The 16,424-nt window shown below is 60.5% G+C and carries 20 protein-coding genes; 11 read left to right on the top strand and 9 right to left on the bottom strand.

The genetic code is table 11. The annotated features are described in order from the left end of the window. Positions 1-25: 25 nt before the first annotated feature. The 6 genes from THIVI_RS17910 (at position 26) to THIVI_RS17935 (ending at position 4,955) form a co-directional block, all read left to right on the top strand. Positions 26-1,216, top strand: coding sequence for a nickel-dependent hydrogenase large subunit (locus THIVI_RS17910; protein ID WP_014779941.1), 1,191 nt, complete (start codon positions 26-28; stop codon positions 1,214-1,216). A 93-nt stretch (positions 1,217-1,309) separates the two neighbouring features. Continuing rightward, positions 1,310-1,588, top strand: coding sequence for a HypC/HybG/HupF family hydrogenase formation chaperone (locus tag THIVI_RS17915; RefSeq protein WP_014779942.1), 279 nt, complete (start codon positions 1,310-1,312; stop codon positions 1,586-1,588). Further along, a complete protein-coding gene (gene hypD, locus THIVI_RS17920) occupies positions 1,585-2,724 on the top strand; it encodes a hydrogenase formation protein HypD (protein ID WP_014779943.1) in 1,140 nt (379 codons plus the stop codon). Before THIVI_RS17915 ends, hypD begins: the two co-directional genes overlap by 4 nt. A gap of 126 nt (positions 2,725-2,850) precedes the next feature. Further along, on the top strand, positions 2,851-3,354 hold the full coding sequence (locus tag THIVI_RS17925; protein WP_014779944.1) for a coiled-coil domain-containing protein: 504 nt from the start codon (positions 2,851-2,853) through the stop codon (positions 3,352-3,354). Beyond that, positions 3,354-4,400: a hydrogenase expression/formation protein HypE gene (gene hypE / locus THIVI_RS17930; RefSeq protein ID WP_014779945.1), complete on the top strand. Its 1,047-nt coding sequence runs from the start codon at positions 3,354-3,356 to the stop codon at positions 4,398-4,400. The genes THIVI_RS17925 and hypE overlap by 1 nt, the downstream gene beginning before the upstream one ends. A 126-nt stretch (positions 4,401-4,526) precedes the next feature. After that, complete coding sequence (locus THIVI_RS17935) at positions 4,527-4,955, top strand: cache domain-containing protein (RefSeq protein ID WP_242523353.1); 429 nt, start codon at positions 4,527-4,529, stop codon at positions 4,953-4,955. Positions 4,956-5,155: 200 nt separating this feature from the next. Here the strand turns inward: THIVI_RS17935 and THIVI_RS17940 are convergent, their stop codons facing one another. Together THIVI_RS17940 and THIVI_RS17945 are read right to left on the bottom strand one after the other, a co-directional pair. Continuing rightward, positions 5,156-5,527 (bottom strand): helix-turn-helix domain-containing protein, encoded by a 372-nt coding sequence (locus THIVI_RS17940; protein ID WP_014779947.1) that lies wholly within the window; start codon positions 5,525-5,527, stop codon positions 5,156-5,158. 190 nt (positions 5,528-5,717) lie between these two features. Beyond that, positions 5,718-6,695 carry a LysR family transcriptional regulator gene (locus tag THIVI_RS17945; protein ID WP_041447740.1) on the bottom strand — a complete coding sequence of 326 codons (978 nt, stop codon included), beginning with the start codon at positions 6,693-6,695 and terminating at the stop codon, positions 5,718-5,720. A gap of 231 nt (positions 6,696-6,926) precedes the next feature. Here THIVI_RS17945 and rfbB point away from each other — a divergent pair, with 231 nt between their 5' ends. The 5 genes from rfbB (at position 6,927) to THIVI_RS17970 (ending at position 11,510) form a co-directional block, all read left to right on the top strand. After that, on the top strand, positions 6,927-7,985 hold the full coding sequence (rfbB, locus tag THIVI_RS17950) for a dTDP-glucose 4,6-dehydratase (protein ID WP_014779949.1): 1,059 nt from the start codon (positions 6,927-6,929) through the stop codon (positions 7,983-7,985). Positions 7,986-8,321: 336 nt separating this feature from the next. Next, on the top strand, positions 8,322-9,203 hold the full coding sequence (gene rfbA, locus THIVI_RS17955) for a glucose-1-phosphate thymidylyltransferase RfbA (protein WP_014779950.1): 882 nt from the start codon (positions 8,322-8,324) through the stop codon (positions 9,201-9,203). Then, positions 9,200-9,766, top strand: a complete 567-nt coding sequence (gene rfbC / locus THIVI_RS17960) for a dTDP-4-dehydrorhamnose 3,5-epimerase (protein WP_014779951.1) — start codon at positions 9,200-9,202, stop codon at positions 9,764-9,766. The genes rfbA and rfbC overlap by 4 nt, the downstream gene beginning before the upstream one ends. Then, the gene (gene rfbD / locus THIVI_RS17965) at positions 9,763-10,674 is read left to right on the top strand and encodes a dTDP-4-dehydrorhamnose reductase (protein ID WP_014779952.1); all 912 of its coding nucleotides are present in this window, start codon (positions 9,763-9,765) and stop codon (positions 10,672-10,674) included. The genes rfbC and rfbD overlap by 4 nt, the downstream gene beginning before the upstream one ends. A gap of 227 nt (positions 10,675-10,901) precedes the next feature. Further along, positions 10,902-11,510, top strand: a complete 609-nt coding sequence (locus tag THIVI_RS17970; protein ID WP_014779953.1) for a DedA family protein — start codon at positions 10,902-10,904, stop codon at positions 11,508-11,510. Positions 11,511-11,829: 319 nt separating this feature from the next. Here the strand turns inward: THIVI_RS17970 and THIVI_RS24870 are convergent, their stop codons facing one another. The 7 genes from THIVI_RS24870 to THIVI_RS18005 all read right to left on the bottom strand — a co-directional run bounded on the left by THIVI_RS24870 (position 11,830) and on the right by THIVI_RS18005 (position 16,378). Then, positions 11,830-12,153: a protease inhibitor I42 family protein gene (locus THIVI_RS24870; protein WP_041447085.1), complete on the bottom strand. Its 324-nt coding sequence runs from the start codon at positions 12,151-12,153 to the stop codon at positions 11,830-11,832. Between the two features lie 101 nt (positions 12,154-12,254). Next, the gene (locus THIVI_RS23025) at positions 12,255-13,709 is read right to left on the bottom strand and encodes a C1 family peptidase (RefSeq protein WP_014779954.1); all 1,455 of its coding nucleotides are present in this window, start codon (positions 13,707-13,709) and stop codon (positions 12,255-12,257) included. A gap of 75 nt (positions 13,710-13,784) precedes the next feature. Beyond that, positions 13,785-14,087 carry a hypothetical protein gene (locus THIVI_RS24875; RefSeq protein ID WP_157174501.1) on the bottom strand — a complete coding sequence of 101 codons (303 nt, stop codon included), beginning with the start codon at positions 14,085-14,087 and terminating at the stop codon, positions 13,785-13,787. 18 nt (positions 14,088-14,105) lie between these two features. Continuing rightward, positions 14,106-14,330, bottom strand: a complete 225-nt coding sequence (locus tag THIVI_RS17990) for a hypothetical protein (RefSeq protein WP_014779956.1) — start codon at positions 14,328-14,330, stop codon at positions 14,106-14,108. A 160-nt stretch (positions 14,331-14,490) separates the two neighbouring features. Beyond that, positions 14,491-15,675 carry an ISAs1 family transposase gene (locus THIVI_RS17995; protein ID WP_014776993.1) on the bottom strand — a complete coding sequence of 395 codons (1,185 nt, stop codon included), beginning with the start codon at positions 15,673-15,675 and terminating at the stop codon, positions 14,491-14,493. A 72-nt stretch (positions 15,676-15,747) separates the two neighbouring features. Then, positions 15,748-16,167, bottom strand: coding sequence for a hypothetical protein (locus tag THIVI_RS18000; RefSeq protein ID WP_014779957.1), 420 nt, complete (start codon positions 16,165-16,167; stop codon positions 15,748-15,750). Between the two features lies 1 nt (position 16,168). Continuing rightward, the gene (locus tag THIVI_RS18005; RefSeq protein WP_014779958.1) at positions 16,169-16,378 is read right to left on the bottom strand and encodes a hypothetical protein; all 210 of its coding nucleotides are present in this window, start codon (positions 16,376-16,378) and stop codon (positions 16,169-16,171) included. Positions 16,379-16,424: the final 46 nt, after the last annotated feature.

Raw genomic sequence — 16,424 nt, forward strand, 5'->3', positions numbered from 1 at the left:
ACCGAAAAGAATCCTCGCGTACAGCATGTCCGATCCGGCCGGCACGCTCAACATTCAGTTGGAACGAACCTCGCGGGGTCTGGCCTGTCGGATCGCCTCGACCCGACCGGTCACGGCGGCTGACCGGTTCGCCGGTCGTGCGCCCGCGGCGACTGCCGCCCTTTTGCCCCTGCTGTATTCCATTTGCGCCAAGGCTCAGGCGTTTGCCTGTGTCGCGTCGCTGGAGGGGGCCAGCGGCCGGCTCCCCGCGCCGGCGGTCGTTGCGCGTCGCCAGCGGATGGTCTCGATCGAGACCATCCGCGAACATCTGTGGCGCATCCTGCTCGATTGGCCGCGCTTGTTGGGCGAGACGCCGGATCGCGCGACCATGGCGAAGATTCTCTCCCTGGTCAAGGAACTGTTCAGGTTGTCCGATTCAGATGGCGATCTGTTTCGCCCCGGCGCAAGTTCCGCCGCCCTGGATCGGCGTGGCGATGCGCGCGTGCTGGCCGACCTCGACGACCTTCTCGCGCGGCAGGTGTTCGGAGCGCCCCCCAACCGATGGCTGGACGAGGTGCGCGATGGCGGAAGTTTCGACCGCTGGCTGGGGAGAGTCGACACCTGCGCGGCCCGATTGCTGCGCGGGCTGCTCGACGCCGACGAGGCAACGCTCGGTCAGGCGGACGTGGCCGGGTTGCCGGAGCTTCGGGACGCGGATCTGATCGCCCTGATCGACGCTCCCGAGGGTGCGGACTTTCTCGCCCGTCCCACCTGGGACGGCGTCGCTCGGGAAACCAGCCCCTTTACCCGTCGCGCCGGTTGCGGGCTGATTCGGGATCTGATCGACCGCCACGGTCGCGGCCTGCTGTCGCGTCTGGCGGCGCAACTGCTGGAAGTGGCGCTGCTGCTCGCGGAGGTCCGCCGTGAACGGGCGGATGAGATGCCTACCCCGTTTCTCCCGCCCGCACCGATGATGGCGGGGACCGGAATCGGCCGTGCCGACGCGGCCCGCGGACTCCTGGTGCATCTGGCGCGGGTGGAACGAGAGCAGGTGACGAAGTACCGCATTCTGGCGCCGACGGAATGGAATTTTCATCCGCAGGGCATCCTGGCGCACAGTCTCGCAGCCTTGCCGGATGCCGCGGACGACGTCTTAAGACGGCAGGCCGAACTTCTGATCATGGCCACCGATCCCTGCGTCGCGTTCGATCTGACGCTGTCCGAGCCCCGTGCCTGACGTGAAAGAATGGCGCCATCGGGGTCGGGTTTCGCGCGGATCGCCCGCACCTCTTTCCCACGCCAACGCTCATCACATTCCGAGGTTTGTCCCATGTGCCTAGCCATTCCAGCCAGGATTACCCAGATCGACGCGGCAGGGGAGAACGCGCTGGTCGCCATCGGTGCCGTCACCAAGGAAATTTCGCTGGCCTTGGTCAACGATGCGGCCGTCGGCGATTACGTGCTGGTGCATGTGGGGTATGCCCTGAATAAGCTCAGCGAGGAGGAGGCGGAATACACGTTGCGGCTGATCGAGGAGATCGGCCTGTTCGATGAGATGCAGGACACCGCAATCCTGGCGAGCGAGCCTCCCACGGGGCATCAGGCATGAAATATATCGACGAATTTCGCGACCCTGAGTTGGCGCGCCGACTGGCGTCCGCCATCGCCGCCGAGGTCGATCCCTCCCGCGACTATCGGCTGATGGAATTCTGCGGCGGACACACGCACGCCATCTTCCGCTATGGCGTCCAGCACCTGATGCCGCCCAATCTGCGTTTTATTCATGGCCCCGGTTGTCCGGTCTGTGTGCTGCCGATGAGCCGTATCGACCATGCCATCGCACTGGCGGTCCAGCATGGCGTGATTCTCTGCACCTATGGCGATCTGATGCGTGTTCCGGCCAGCGAGCGCCGGAGTCTGCTCAAGACCAAGGCGGAAGGCGCGGACATCCGCATGGTCTATTCCACCCAGGACGTCCTGCGCATCGCGCGCGACAACCCGTCGCGCCAGGTGGTCTTTTTCGCCATCGGCTTCGAGACCACCACGCCGCCGACCGCGGTCGCCATCAAGGTCGCACGGGCCGAGGGGCTCCAGAATTTCTCGGTCTTCTGCAATCACGTCCTCACCCCTTCGGCGCTGCGGACCATCCTGGCCACGGCCGGCCCGGACGGGGTCCAGCTCGATGGCATCCTGGGTCCGTCCCATGTCAGCACCCTGATCGGCAGCCAGCCCTATGCATTCGTGCCTCGCGAATACGGTCTGCCGGTGGTCATCGCCGGCTTCGAGCCGCTGGATGTCATGCAGTCGGCCTTGATGCTGGTGCGTCAGCTCAACAGCGGCCGCCGCGAGGTGGAAAATCAATATACCCGCGCCGTTACCGAGGAAGGCAACCGGAAAGCCCAGGCGCTGATGGCGGAGGTCTTCAAGACGCGCGAGCGCTTTGAATGGCGCGGGCTCGGCTTTCTGCCACACAGCGCGCTGGAACTGGCCGACGACTATGCCGACCTGGACGCGGAGCGGCGCTTTCCGGTCACGCTTGGCGAGTCCCGCGAGGTCAAGGGCTGCGAATGTCCCGCCATCCTGCGCGGCGTCAAGCAGCCCACCGACTGCAAACTCTTCGGCACGGTCTGCATCCCGGACAATCCCATGGGTTCCTGCATGGTCTCGTCCGAAGGTGCCTGCGCGGCCTACTGGAGCTACGGGCGGTTCAGGGAAGCGCCGGCGCCGCGGACGGCACTGTCCTAATCCGAGCGCGCTTCCGCGAGCCGCGAAAAAGCGCGGAGGTTGGGCGGAAGGCCGCCGTCCTGACTTGCATCAAGTCTCGCGCGCTGGCAGATTGACAGCCTGGTATTCGATCCGCGGAACAGATCCATGAGCTCAGTCATCGCACTCTATGAAGCGCTTGCCAGCGCGCCGGACGATAAGACCCGCGCCAAGGTCATCGCGGAGGCGTTCGAGCGACTTGAAGAACGCTATCCGCACCTACCGGACCTGGCCACCCAGGGGCATGTGCGCGAATCCGAATTGCGTTTGCAAAAGGAGATTGAGTTGGTGCGCGCGGATCTGAAAGCCGACATCGAACAGGTGCGCGCCGAATTGCGCGAAACCGAGTTGCGCATCAGGAAAGAGATCGAGCAGGTGCGGGCGGAACTGAAAGCCGATATCGAGCAGGTGCGCGCGGATCTGCGCGAAACCGAACTGCGTCTGAAAAAAGACATCGAGCAACTTCGTGGCGAGATCAAAACCGATATCGAACAGCTTCGTGGCGAACTCAAAACCGACATCGAGCGGGTCAAGACGGATCTGCTGAAATGGATCGTCCCCTTGATCCTGGCACAAATTGCCGCGACCGCCGCACTGGTGAAGCTGCTGTGATGACGACTGACCGACGCTTTCCCGTTCGACTGGATCTGAAAAATGGCACCGTGGACATGAGCCATGGTTCGGGTGGACGTGCCATGGCGCAACTCATCGCCGAGGTGTTCCAAAAATATCTGAATAATGAACTGCTGGCCCAGGGCAACGATCAAGCCCTGTTCATGCCGCCAGCCGGACGTTTGGTCATGAGTACCGATGGACACGTCATCTCGCCGCTGTTTTTCCCCGGTGGCGATATCGGCTCACTCGCCGTCCATGGCACCGTCAACGATGTCGCTATGGCGGGCGCGCGGCCGCTCTATCTGGCCGCTGGTTTTATCCTGGAGGAAGGCTTTCCGCTGTGCGAACTCGTGCGCATCGTCGAGAGCATGGCCCATGCAGCCAATGCGGCTGGCGTGCCCATCGTGACCGGCGATACCAAGGTGGTCGAGCGCGGCAAGGGCGACGGTGTCTTTATCACCACCACGGGTATCGGGGTGGTGCCGGACGGCATTGCGATCTCCGGCGATCGGGCGCGGCCCGGCGATGCCATCCTGGTCAGCGGCAGCATGGGCGATCACGGTGTCGCTATTCTCTCCAAACGCGAAAATCTGAGCTTCGGGACCGAGATCCAATCCGACAGCGCCGCGTTGCACGATCTGGTGGCGGCCATGATCGACGTCGCCCCGGAGATCCGCTGTCTGCGCGATCCGACCCGCGGGGGTCTGGCGACGACCTTGAACGAACTGGCCCATCAGTCGGGCGTCGGGATGCAGATCCGCGAGCAGGCCATCCCGGTGCGCCCCGAGGTGGCCGCCGCCTGCGAACTGCTCGGACTCGATCCGCTCTATGTGGCCAACGAGGGCAAACTGGTCGCGATCTGTCCCGCCGAACGCGCCGAGGCCCTGTTGTCGAGCATGCGCGCGCATCCCAAGGGGACCGCATCGGCGATCATCGGCGAAGTCGTTGAGGACGAACTGCACTTCGTGCAGATGGAGACCGGTTTTGGCGGGAGTCGGATCGTCGATTGGCTGGCTGGCGAGCAATTGCCGCGAATCTGTTGATTCGATGGAGGTTCAATGCATCCGGACTGGATCCCGGTTCATGTTTTGTACTATCTTCACATGCCTTATAAAACATAACAGAGAGAGGATCAGATGATGCGTCAGTCACTTTTCGTCACCGCTTCCATGGCCCTGCTCGGCGCGACCATGAATCTCGCGATCGCCGGCGATATGGCCAGCCCCGATGAGGCCAAGGCGATGTCGCAGAAGGCGCAGGCCGCCGTCAATGAGATGGGCGGGGACAAGGCGTTCGCGATGTTTGCCGCCGATGATGGCGGCTTTAAAGAGAAAGATCTCTACGTCTTTTGCATGGATCTTGAGGGCGTCATGCTCTCGCACGCGATGAAGCCCGAACTGGTTGGCAAGAACCTGCTTGATTTCAATAAGTATGGGGATGAACTCTTCAAGAATATGATCGCCGTCGCCAAGTCGTCCGGGGAAGGCTGGGTCGATTATCACTGGCCCTATCCAGGCAGCGACGAGATCCGCGAGAAGACCAGTTATGTCATGACCAACAAGGAGGGATTTTTCTGCGGCGTAGGCGCGTATAAGTAACGGCGCGTTTGACGGTCTTCAGGAAACACCGTGCAAATGGTGTTTCCTGCCGACCATTGAATCCCTTCCCCCACCTCTCCCCTGTAGAAAATGTCGACTGGCGCGCGAGAGTCCGCGACAGCGACATGCGTCAGCATCCAGGCAGTCCGTCACGTTTCGCTATCGCGCGCGTCAGGAGGTGCTCGCGATTCTGGCGGCCGCTAATCCTGTCGCGGGTTTTCCGCGTCGTCGGCGACATTGGCCGACCCGAAATCCAACTCTCCCACGGCGATTTTCAGGATCGTGTCCTTGCCGCGTTCATCCGTTTGGCGGAAATACTCCACTAACTGCCGTTCTTGCGGCGACAAGGGATCCTTATCGTCGAGACACAGCAGATAGGTCGGCGTCACCGTCCCGAGTGCAACCGCTAACTCATGTGCCTCTTCAAGCCCCATCCGGCGAATTCCCTGCTCGTAATTGCTGATGCGAGACTTGGAGAGTGCGTTCGTGCGGCTTGAGAGGTCGGCAAGGCTGAGCTTTTGCTCATGCCGGGCCGCGCGCAGGCGTTGGCCAATTCGTTTAGTCAGATCCATAGCGATAAAAGTTTAAACAAACCCGTTACGTTAGTCGTACAGAGTACGATAGAGTGACGACGGCCAAGTTCGCCCGATCAGCGGGCTAAACACACGTCCTCTATGCGGGAACTCAACCATCGGTTCGCCATCCGGCGCGGACAATGCCCGCGTCCCCGGAGGTTGGCGTTCATGATGTTTCCTGGAATGGTCAACCCAGGAAGGCATCTTCCCATTTTGCTTCGCCGACGGTCTGGGGTTGTGGTTCCACCACCCGATCCGCGAAAATTCGATCCAGTGTTTTCATGAAGCACTTGGTTTGGGGCGATAGGAATTTCCCACGGCGTTGCACAATGCCATAACTGCGCTTGGGAAAATATTGCCCGATGGGGATCACGCCTAGATTTTCCTCGCCAGTCAGGCAGACGTCCGTCACGATCGAGATACCCAGACCAAGCTCGACGTATTTTTTGATCACTTCCCAGCCACCGGCCTCCATGGTGACTCGATACCCCAGATTATGCTGCTTGAAGACCAGGTCCACGAGTCGCCAGGTACTCAGATGCCGGGGCGGTAAAATCAGTCCGTAAGGTGCGATCTCTTCCAGCGTCACCGACGTCTTGTTCGCGAGCGGGTGATCCTGGGGAGTGATCAAGGTCGGCTGATAGGTGACGAAGGGTCGATAGGTGATGTCATCGGGTGTTTCCAGCATCGAACCCACGGCCAGATCGACCTCATCGGCACGCAGCATTGCCAGGCCATCGCGCCCTGTGACATTGTGGAGCTTGAGTTCGATCCCCGGAAATTGATCGACGAAGGCGCGCACCGGCTCTGGCAAGATATAAAGTATCGTCGATTCTCCAGCTGCGATATTCAATACGCCCTTGTCCACGCGGCCACACTGGGTGGCAAAGGCGTCATGCAATTTGTCCATGCCTTCGACCAGGGGTTCCGCCATCTGGAACAAGAGATCGCCTTCAGGCGTCAATCTGATCTTGGGGCCGCGTCGTTCAAACAGAACCGTGCCGAATTCCCGCTCGAGCGCCTGGATCTGGAGAGAGACTGTCGGCTGACTCAGGAAAATTTTTTCGGCGGCGGCACTGACGCTGCCGGTGCGCGCGGCGTGGCAGAACGCACGAAGCTGCTTCAGGCGATTTTGTTTATAGTGAATCTGGGATCCCGAGCCCATCGGCATTTTCATCCTTCGCGCTTTCAGAGGTATTGATAATAACGCGCAAGATTCATTGATAAAAGCAATAAATGCTCGGCATGCGCCAGCCAGGGGAAATCGGTAGATTCTTTCCCGGAAATCGCCTTAAATACTTGAATTGCACTCGCTCCGGCGTTGATTGTTGCAGGCGATGCCGGGCCAGCGCATGTCATTCTGAAGGTGGTTTAACATAAGCATCAGGGATCACTCATGCGTACCCTACTGGTCACCGGCGGCGCGGGCTTCATCGGCGGCAACTTCGTTCACTTCATCCTGGACGAGACCGACGTCCGCGTGGTCAATCTGGATCTCCTGACCTATGCAGGCAATCTGGACACCTTGGCGGCACTGCAAGGCAATCCGCGCCATGTCTTCGTGCAGGGCGATATCGGCGATGCGGCGCTGGTTGGCCGGCTGCTTAAAGAGTACGAAGTCGACGCGGTGGTGAACTTCGCCGCCGAGAGTCATGTCGATCGCTCGATCGACGGCCCGACGGAGTTCGTCAACACCAACGTGCTCGGCACCTTCAACCTGCTCGACCGCGCTCGCGCCCATTGGTCCAATCTAACCGGTCCAGCCAGGGACGGATTTCGTTTCCTGCATGTCTCCACCGATGAGGTCTACGGGTCGCTCGGCGCGACCGGGCTTTTTACCGAGACCACGCCCTATGCGCCGAACTCGCCCTATTCGGCAAGCAAGGCGGCATCGGATCATCTGGTGCGCGCCTGGTTCCATACCTACGGCCTGCCGGTGCTCACCACCAACTGCTCCAACAACTACGGTCCCTATCAGTTCCCCGAAAAGCTGATTCCGCTGATGATCCTCAAGGCCCAGCGCGGCGAGCCGTTGCCGATCTATGGGGACGGCGGCAATATCCGCGACTGGCTGTTCGTCCTGGATCACTGCCGCGCCATCTGGCGGGTGCTGGAGGCGGGCACGCCGGGCGAGGTCTATAACGTTGGCGGCAACAGCGAGCGGACCAATCTCGAAGTGGTCGATATACTCTGCGAGCTGCTCGACGAACTGCTGCCCGGTGCGCCATCGCGCCCGCATGTGCAACTCAAGAGTTTTGTCGCCGACCGTCCCGGACACGACCGTCGCTATGCGATCGACGCCAGCAAGCTCAAGCGCGAACTGGGCTGGCAGCCCGCCGAGACCTTCGAGTCCGGGATGCGGCGCACCGTCGCTTGGTATCTGGACAATCCGGATTGGTGCGGGCGGGTGATGGACGGGAGTTATCGCGGCGAGCGACTCGGGGCGTGCGATTAGGGGCAAGGGGCAAGGGGCAAGGGGCAAGGGGCAAGGGGCAAGGGGCAAGTACAGTCTAGGGCATGTCATCAATCCTCCTGGTGTTGAATTCGTACGGGGATCAATGGCATCTCCACCCTTTGAACAGGATGCGGGCCTGTAGGGGCGAATTCATTCGCCGCGTTGGGTGTGCGCGGATGCAGGGGCGAATGAATTCGCCTCTACGGCGATGCCGCGCACTATCCGCGTCGAGCGTCTCGATCCGAGTCCTGGAACAGTGGTGGAAGGGTTGGCGGCGTGGACCAGGCATCGCTGGCCGGAACGGTGATTAACGCTCTCTCGAATGGATCTTACGACATGAATCGCAAAGGCATTATCCTGGCGGGCGGCTCGGGAACCCGGCTCTACCCGTTGACGCGCACGATCAGCAAACAACTGCTGCCGATCTACGACAAACCCATGATCTACTATCCGCTCTCCACGCTCATGCTGGCGGGGATTCGCGAGATTCTGATCATCTCCACCCCGCACGATCTGCCGATGTTCAGATCACTGCTGGGCGATGGCTCTCAGTGGGGGCTGGCGCTGAGTTACGCCGAACAACCCGATCCGGGCGGTCTGGCGCAGGCGTTTCTGATTGGCGGGGACTTCGTTGGCGACGCGCCATCCTGTTTGATCCTGGGCGATAATATCTTTTACGGTCACGGTCTGGTCGAGCAACTCAAGGCCGCGAGCGCGCGCGAACGGGGAGCGACCGTCTTCGGTTACTACGTCTCGGACCCGCAGCGTTACGGCGTGGCCGAGTTCGATGCCGACGGTCGGGTGGTCCATCTGGAGGAAAAACCGCGTGAACCCAAATCCAACTGGGCGGTGACCGGTCTCTATTTCTACGACGGCAAGGCGTGCGAGTTAGCCGCGACGCTCGTGCCCTCGCCGCGCGGCGAGTTGGAGATCACCGACCTGAACAACTGCTATCTCCGGCAGGGCGAACTCGCGCTGACCCGCATCGGACGCGGCACCGCCTGGCTCGATACCGGCACCCATGAATCATTGATGCAGGCCGGCCAGTTCATCGAGACCATCGAGAAACGCCAGGGGCTCAAGATCTGCTGCCCGGAAGAGGTGGCCTATTTCAACGGCTGGATCGACGACGAGCAGTTGCGTGCCATGGGCGAGGCGCTGAGAAAGAGCGGTTACGGCGAGTATCTGCTGGGTCTGCTGCAACGGGGTCGGATATGAAGGTCATCGAGACCGCGCTTCCGGGCGTGCTCATCATCGAACCCAGAGTTTGGGGCGACGAGCGCGGCTATTTTCTGGAGACCTATCAGGCCAGGCGCTATGCCGAGCATGGCATTCCGTCCCCGATGGTTCAGGACAATCAGTCCTTCTCGCGCAAGGGCGTGCTGCGCGGGCTCCATGTCCAGCATCCGCATGCGCAGGGCAAGCTGGTGCAGGTCTACGCGGGCGAGGTCTTCGACGTGGCGGTGGATATTCGCCGCGGCTCCCCCACCTTCGGACAATGGGTCGGCGTGACCCTGTCCGGCGAGAACAAACGCCAGTTCTGGGTGCCGCCCGGATTCGCCCATGGTTTCCTGGTGACCGGCGACAGCGCGCTCTTCGTCTACAAAAACACCGACTATTACAGCCCGGAAACCGAATTCAGCGTGCGCTGGGATGACCCGGACATCGGCATCGACTGGCCGTTGGACGGAACCCCGGAACTCTCGCGCAAAGACATCGACGCGGCGCTCCTGAAGGACATCCCGGCGGAGCGCCTACCCGGCTACGAGGATGACACATGAACCAATCTGCCATGGCCGGACAGCGGCCACGTCTTCTGCTGATCGGCGCCAACGGACAGGTCGGCTGGGAGCTGTGCCGGACGCTCGCCGGCCTGGGCGAGGTGATCGCCGCCTCCATCGAGGGCGATCATGGCCCCGTCATCGACCTCATGGACGCGGCCTCGCTCGCCCGCCTGGTCCATGACACCAAGCCCGATGCGGTCGTCAACGCCGCCGCCTACACCGCCGTCGACAAGGCCGAGATCGATCGTGAAACGGCCCAGCGCATCAACGCCGACGCGGTCGGCGAACTCGGCGCCCTGCTGGCCGCGCGCGGCGTCCCGATCATTCACTATTCGACCGATTTCGTGTTCTCGGGCACCCTGGACCGTCCCTACACCGAGGACGACGTGCCCGATCCGCTCAATGTCTATGGGGAGACCAAACTCGGCGGCGAGCGCGCCCTTTTGGAATCGGGCGCGAAATCGCTGATCTTCCGCACCAGTTGGGTCTATGGCGCGCGCGGGGCCAATTTCCTGCTGACCATGCTGCGTCTGTTCCGCGAGCGCGACGAGCTGCGCGTGGTCGACGATCAGATCGGTTCGCCCACCTGGAGCCGGATGCTGGCCGAGATGACCGCGCTGGTGCTCTATCGGGTGCTGCGCGGCGAACTGGATCTGAATCAGGTCGGCGGACTCTACAATCTCACCGGTTCCGGTCAGGTGAGCTGGTACGGTTTCGCCAACGCCATCCTGGAATCCAGCGGGCTCGACTCCAACCTGATCCCTATCCCCACCTCGGAATATCCGGCCCCGGCCAAGCGACCCATGTATTCCGTTCTGGATAACAGCCGCTTCCGGAAGACCTTCGGGCTGATCATGCCGGATTGGCGGCTCTCGCTCGATCAGTGTCTGGAGCAGTTGAAATAACGCCCGCCGCCGGTGTCGCTTCCGTCGGATGACAAGCGGATGTGGGCGCTCCTGCTGATCTTGGCCGGGCTGAGACGACACGAACTCCCCAAATAGCCCGCTGCCGCAGGCCATTTTTCATTTTTCAGACAATCCGCGTCTCGCTGATCGCCGTGAGCTAAGCCTCGTCGCCGAGGCCGGTGGAGAACGGCACGGATCGTTCGGGACAGGGTTAGGAGCATTCTCGCATGTTGCACGAGGCGGTCGACTGGATCCTGGCGACGGTCAGTAGCTGGGGGTACGCGGGGATTTTCGTCATGATGGCGATCGAATCCTCTTTCTTTCCGTTTCCAAGCGAGGTCGTGCTGATCCCGGCGGGTTATCTTGCGCATCAGGGCAAGATGGATCTGATCCTGATCCTGCTTGCCTCGGTCGGCGGCTCTCTGGTGGGCGCCTTTTTCAATTACGGGTTCGCGCTTTGGGTTGGGCGTCCCTTCCTGGAGCGTTACGGCAAATATTTTTTCATCCGGCCCGCGCTCCTGCATCAAGCGGATGCCTTCTTTGTCAAGCACGGGGCCATTTCCACCTTTACCGGGCGTCTGATTCCGGGTATCCGGCAATTGATCTCGCTCCCCGCCGGGCTCTGCCGCATGACGATCCCGACCTTCGCCTTCTATACCGGCCTCGGTGTCGGGATCTGGTCCATCGTGCTGATTGCCCTGGGTTACTTTATCGGCGGCAACGAAGCCCTCATCAAGAACAATCTGACCCTCGTGACCCTGGCCGCGCTGATCTTCGTCGGCCTAACACTCGTCGGTTACGTGGTCTGGCAGCGACGACAGGCGGCTTCGTCCTGACCCCGTCGATCATCGAAAGGGATTGGGTTGCGTCCAGGTCAAGACTCTACTCTTGCATCAACGGGGGCCGCCTCCGATGATAACGGCGGTGTTCAAGCCGAGCCTGGGTATAGCCGGTTTGCTGCCCTAGCGCAATCTGGCCGATGACCGCTCGCGTTTCTCGGTCGCCATCGTGGGAATCGTCTTCGTGGCGGTGTTTTTATCGTCATGCAGTGGGGGCTGTTTCTTGGATGTGCCGATAGCACCGCCGCCAGCGTGAGACACACGGGCCGATCCTTGGGTGATGGATAAGGGGCGCAAGGACGGCCAAGCGTTTGAATCAGAGAACCCGGATCGTGATGCCGAATTGCTCGATCGCCTTATCCGGCAGATCCCATGGCCGGCGTAAATGTAGGCGGATTTCCTGGTTTCCCCGCGCCAGTGCGACGAAGCGCAGCAAACGCATTCCACCGCGCCCCATTGCCATTCCGGCAGACTCGATGTAGTTCGACTCCTTTAGAGTCAACACGGAGCCTTCGCCAGACACGATCTCCCAGCTATAGCCGGTGGCGAGGTTTTCCTCGATGCGAATGACGATTACGTCGCCCGGCTGGGCGTCGACCGTTTTCCACCGGTCGCTTTGTGTGACGGCAATCTCCGACATGGATCCCTTCCTGATGGCGCGCCAACCTGCTTCTTGCGGGGCCAGCGCGCCGTTATGGTACCGCCGTCCCGGCAGTCGCGCCGGAGCGGCAGGTGGTTCCGTTATGCGGAACCGTTGGAGCGAGCGATGGTGATGTGCTGGTCCGGAAGCGCGCCAGCCGCCGCTACTATCGTTGCGTCGTCTTCCGACATCATGCCAAACAGTCCTTCTGCAGCGACCTGCACGGTCTTCAGCTTGCCGCCCATCGAACATGGCACTGCCGTGACCGTTAGCGTGCCGGAGTCGAAGCCGATGGTGTAGCCACTCAGCCAGATCTTCCAGTAGAACGTATAGGTTCCGGCAGGCAGTTTAGCCGCATACGCACTGTGGACCTGGACGTGCTGATCGGCGGCTTGGAAGGTTCCCTTGCGCAACGATGCTGTGAACATCACGTTGGTCGCATCGCCCGTGTACAGGCCGGTCGTGAAGGATTGAGGCGCCGTTCCATTGGCGATAAAGGCCGAAGAATCCGCCACGACTGAGACATACATTTCCCGCGTCAGCGTGAACGTTACCGAAGCTACGTTGGAGTTGGCGGAGAACTGTTTTTTGGTGTCGCCCCAGTAGAATTCGTCGTAGGCCATCAGACTCGGTCCGTCCTTGCACACTGGCACCTGTGACGGTTTAGCCTTAACCCATGTGGCGGCGTAGCCGATCTTGTTGCAGCCATAGGCGATCCACATATATCCAGATTCGCCCCAGCCGATACCCCAAGAGTTCTTGATTCGCCACGCCTGCTTGCTGTCATCCCAACCGATCAGCGTGATCGCATGGTTGATGTTAGCCGTAGAACTCTCGTTGAAGACCCCGCTCTTGTAGGCTTGAAAAGCCGGTGTCACGGCGACGGCGATGCCTAGCGGACCATAGTCGCATAGCGCCTTCTTCAACTCGGCAACCGACGGGATTTGCACCTGGCTATTGACGTATCCCCAGACTGCGGCTTTGAAGGGACGCGCGACGCTGGCGTTGCAAGCACCCTTCACCGCCGTGTAAGGATAGTTCTCCTCTTCCGCCGATCCGGTATTGATGAGATAGTCGTAGGCCCACCAGCCGCCGCCGCAGTCGCCGGCGTCGCTGCAATCGAGAGTGTCCTGCTCCGACGAGTTGATCAGCGCGTTGTTCAGGATAGCGTAGCTTCCTTCGAAAGCCCCGTGCGTGCCGAACGCCCAGCAGCTACCGCAGTTGCCTTGGTCCTTGACCGGAGTGACCGCGCCGTAGTCGGCCCAGTTGAACTTCGTCGCGCTGGCCACGCACGCCCCGAGCGCCGCCTGCCCCGGTTCATCGAGGGTCTTTGCAACGGCATCTTGCAGTTGTGCCTTCTCCAGCCAGTCCCCGGGCGGTTTCATTCCGGTGATCTGCTCAGGCTTAAAGTCCATTGCCGTGGTGTAGCCCACGTCGAATGTCCATTGCTTCGCCACCGCTTCCTGGCGCAGTGCAGCGAGAGCCGACCGGATATCGTCAGAGGCGCTCAACTCTCTTTTTCTATAGTCGAGGGAAGGCGTGATCGAGTTGCTCATTTGTCGCTCCCTGTTTATAAAAAGCCTTTACGGAATCCGGTGCGCTTCGCCGAAGCGCACCGGCTGCATGGGCACTCACGCCGATGGCGGGGTTTCCTCCGGCGGAACCATGACTTGTGTTACGTGTTCGACGATGCCGACTTCAGCAGGGGAAAACTCTGGGGCATTCAATGCCTCGTCGTGTCCAACATCGCTGACAGCGACGGTTCCTTCGTCATCAGTACCGACCGTCGGCGGCTCCAGATTCGGTTCCACCAATTCGCCCGTCTCGAGAACGCCCGACTCGGTCACTGGGGGCTGCATGCCAGGTGCGATTACGCTCCCGATGCTTTCTGCAGCCGATACGTCCCTTGGCGGTTGCAAAGTTGATTTAGTCACGTCTTGACCTCCCAGTGTTTACCAGACATACAGCGTCTTGATCGTGCCGTTTTCCTCTTCCAAATTGACATTGCGGTTTTCCGATCGGGCGTGGGAGAGCATGATGGTCATTGCCTCCGATTGACAGTCGTGATCCCCCCACAGAAGCTTCCACCCCAAGCCGACAACGTGAATCCATGAGTTGCGGTTTTGAGGACCATAGGAATAGAGGCCGTCGATCTTCTTGTCATACAGCCATGCCATGATTCTGTCCTCCTAAGCGTAAATGGTCTTGACGCGGCCATCATCTTCCAGGAAGGTCACAGGATGATTCTTGGCTTTTGCAGATACCAATTGCGATAGCTGACTCACGACCTGAGTGTCGTGATCTGGCCACAGCCGCTTCCAACCCAGGGCAATCGCATCAAGCGCTGCTAACATTAGCGGGTACCGATGTATCAGCGTCGCCCTTCCTCTGAGGCGACTCGAAGAGCAATTTCGACAGGTAGGACTCGTCCCAACCGGCTTTCAAGCGTTTGTTCTGGATGCCGAGCTTGGTGCCGTCATTCTTGAGGCGCGAGAGGGCGAGGTGACGCAGGACGGCAAGATTCTCGCGCGCCACCGGATCGCGGACACGGCACTCATCCTCACGAAAGGCGATATCGAGATTCCAATGCAACCCGTTTTCGATGCCCCAGTGACCGCGTACTGCGTGGGCAAAGCGCGCGGCGCTGGTGCCGATGCTGCCAATGAAATAGCGGGTCTCGACCGAGACCTTGCCGGCGACCTCACGGCGCGATTCAACCATGCCGATCATGTTCATTGCCTCCCACGAGGCGCTGTGCGGCACGCCGGAAAGATCGCCCAAGGTTTGGTAGCGACGGGTTTCGAGACGACCATGCCCTCGCTCGACGGTTTCGAGGAATGCCGAATCGACACCGGCGTAGCCTCTGGCGTCGGCGTCGATGAACGCCTCCTCGACCTCGGCGGCCAGCGTTTCCTGGTTGCCTTTGAGCGCGAGCACATAGTCCCCTCCCTGGTGGATGATCTGCGCGGCAATCTTGGTCTGGCAGCCCATGGCGTCGATGGTGACGATGCAGCCCTCCAGCTTCAGCCACTCCAGCAGACGTGGAATGGCCGTGATCTCATTGGATTTGGCGTCGGTGGCGACCTGTCCGAGCACCACCCGATTGGCCGTCGCCCAGGCACTGACCAGGTGCAACGCCGCCAAGCCCTTGCCGCGGCTGTGGGAGCGGCGCAGGGTCTTGCCATCGACGGCAATGATCTCTTCGGGGATCAGTTCGGCCACCGACGCGCTCCATTGGCGAAAGCAGGCGGCAAACTGTGCGGGATCGATGAGCGCAAACACCCGCCCGAAGGTGTCGTGCGACGGAATGCCCGCGGGCAGTTTCAGAAACGTGCGCAGCCACGCCTCCTTGGCCTGTCCGAACGTCTCGACACCCACCCAACCGTCGGCGCCACTGAAGGACGCCGCGATGGTGATCACGATCATCTCACTTAAGAGGTGCCGTCGTTGGATCGCGCTGCGCGGCTCGTCCAGCGGGGCAAAATGGTGCGCAATCGATCGCTCCACACTCAAGTCGCACATCGGCGAGATCTCCCCAAGATTCTAAAGACTCAAATCATTGGGGCCGCAGTACGGATTGTCTAACAGTATGCGCTAATGCGTTGATGCGATTGCCCTGACAACGTACCCAAGCCACGAATAACACCCTTTCGAAATCGCGGTCTGTCCGACACAGTTGTCGCCGTTGGTCAAGCAGGCGAAGGTGTAAACGTGGAGTTGTTTGGTCAGGTCTTCACAATTCGACTGCGTGATGACCGCCGTGACTTCGCCATTCTTTTCTCCGTAGAAGGCCGTGCAACTTCCGTGATCCAAGGCGACAACGAGCTTTTTGGTCTGTATCGGGTTCGAGGACAGCCAAAGGTTTACATTCTCCGGACTGGCCTGTTCGTCACTCAGGTCGGTTACGGAGAAGCCTTTGCTCTCTAGATGGGATTTCAGGCCATCGCCAATGGCGTGCGTTCCAATGGTTGCCGCATCGGCCTTGTTTCGGATAATGAGGATGTCAACGGCCATCTCACACCTCCTGTAGCCAGTCGTCAAGATCTCGAACAATCGCTAGTAGATCTTCATCGACTATGGCGACCCCGGTTTCTTTTTCTTGCTTGAGCTCCTTGTAGACAGTATTAAGAGTGATTTTCCGCTGAGTCGTTATATTCATGAACGGCTCTGCGGCTCCCTCTGGATGATCTTTCACCCATTGTTCCAGTTTAACCAAATCGACCATAGTATGATCTCCTCTGAGTGCAAGGGACTAGGGTCAAAGGGTTGGA

Origin of the sequence: Thiocystis violascens DSM 198, assembly GCF_000227745.2 — a bacterium.
Taxonomy (GTDB): Bacteria; Pseudomonadota; Gammaproteobacteria; order Chromatiales; family Chromatiaceae; genus Chromatium; species Chromatium violascens.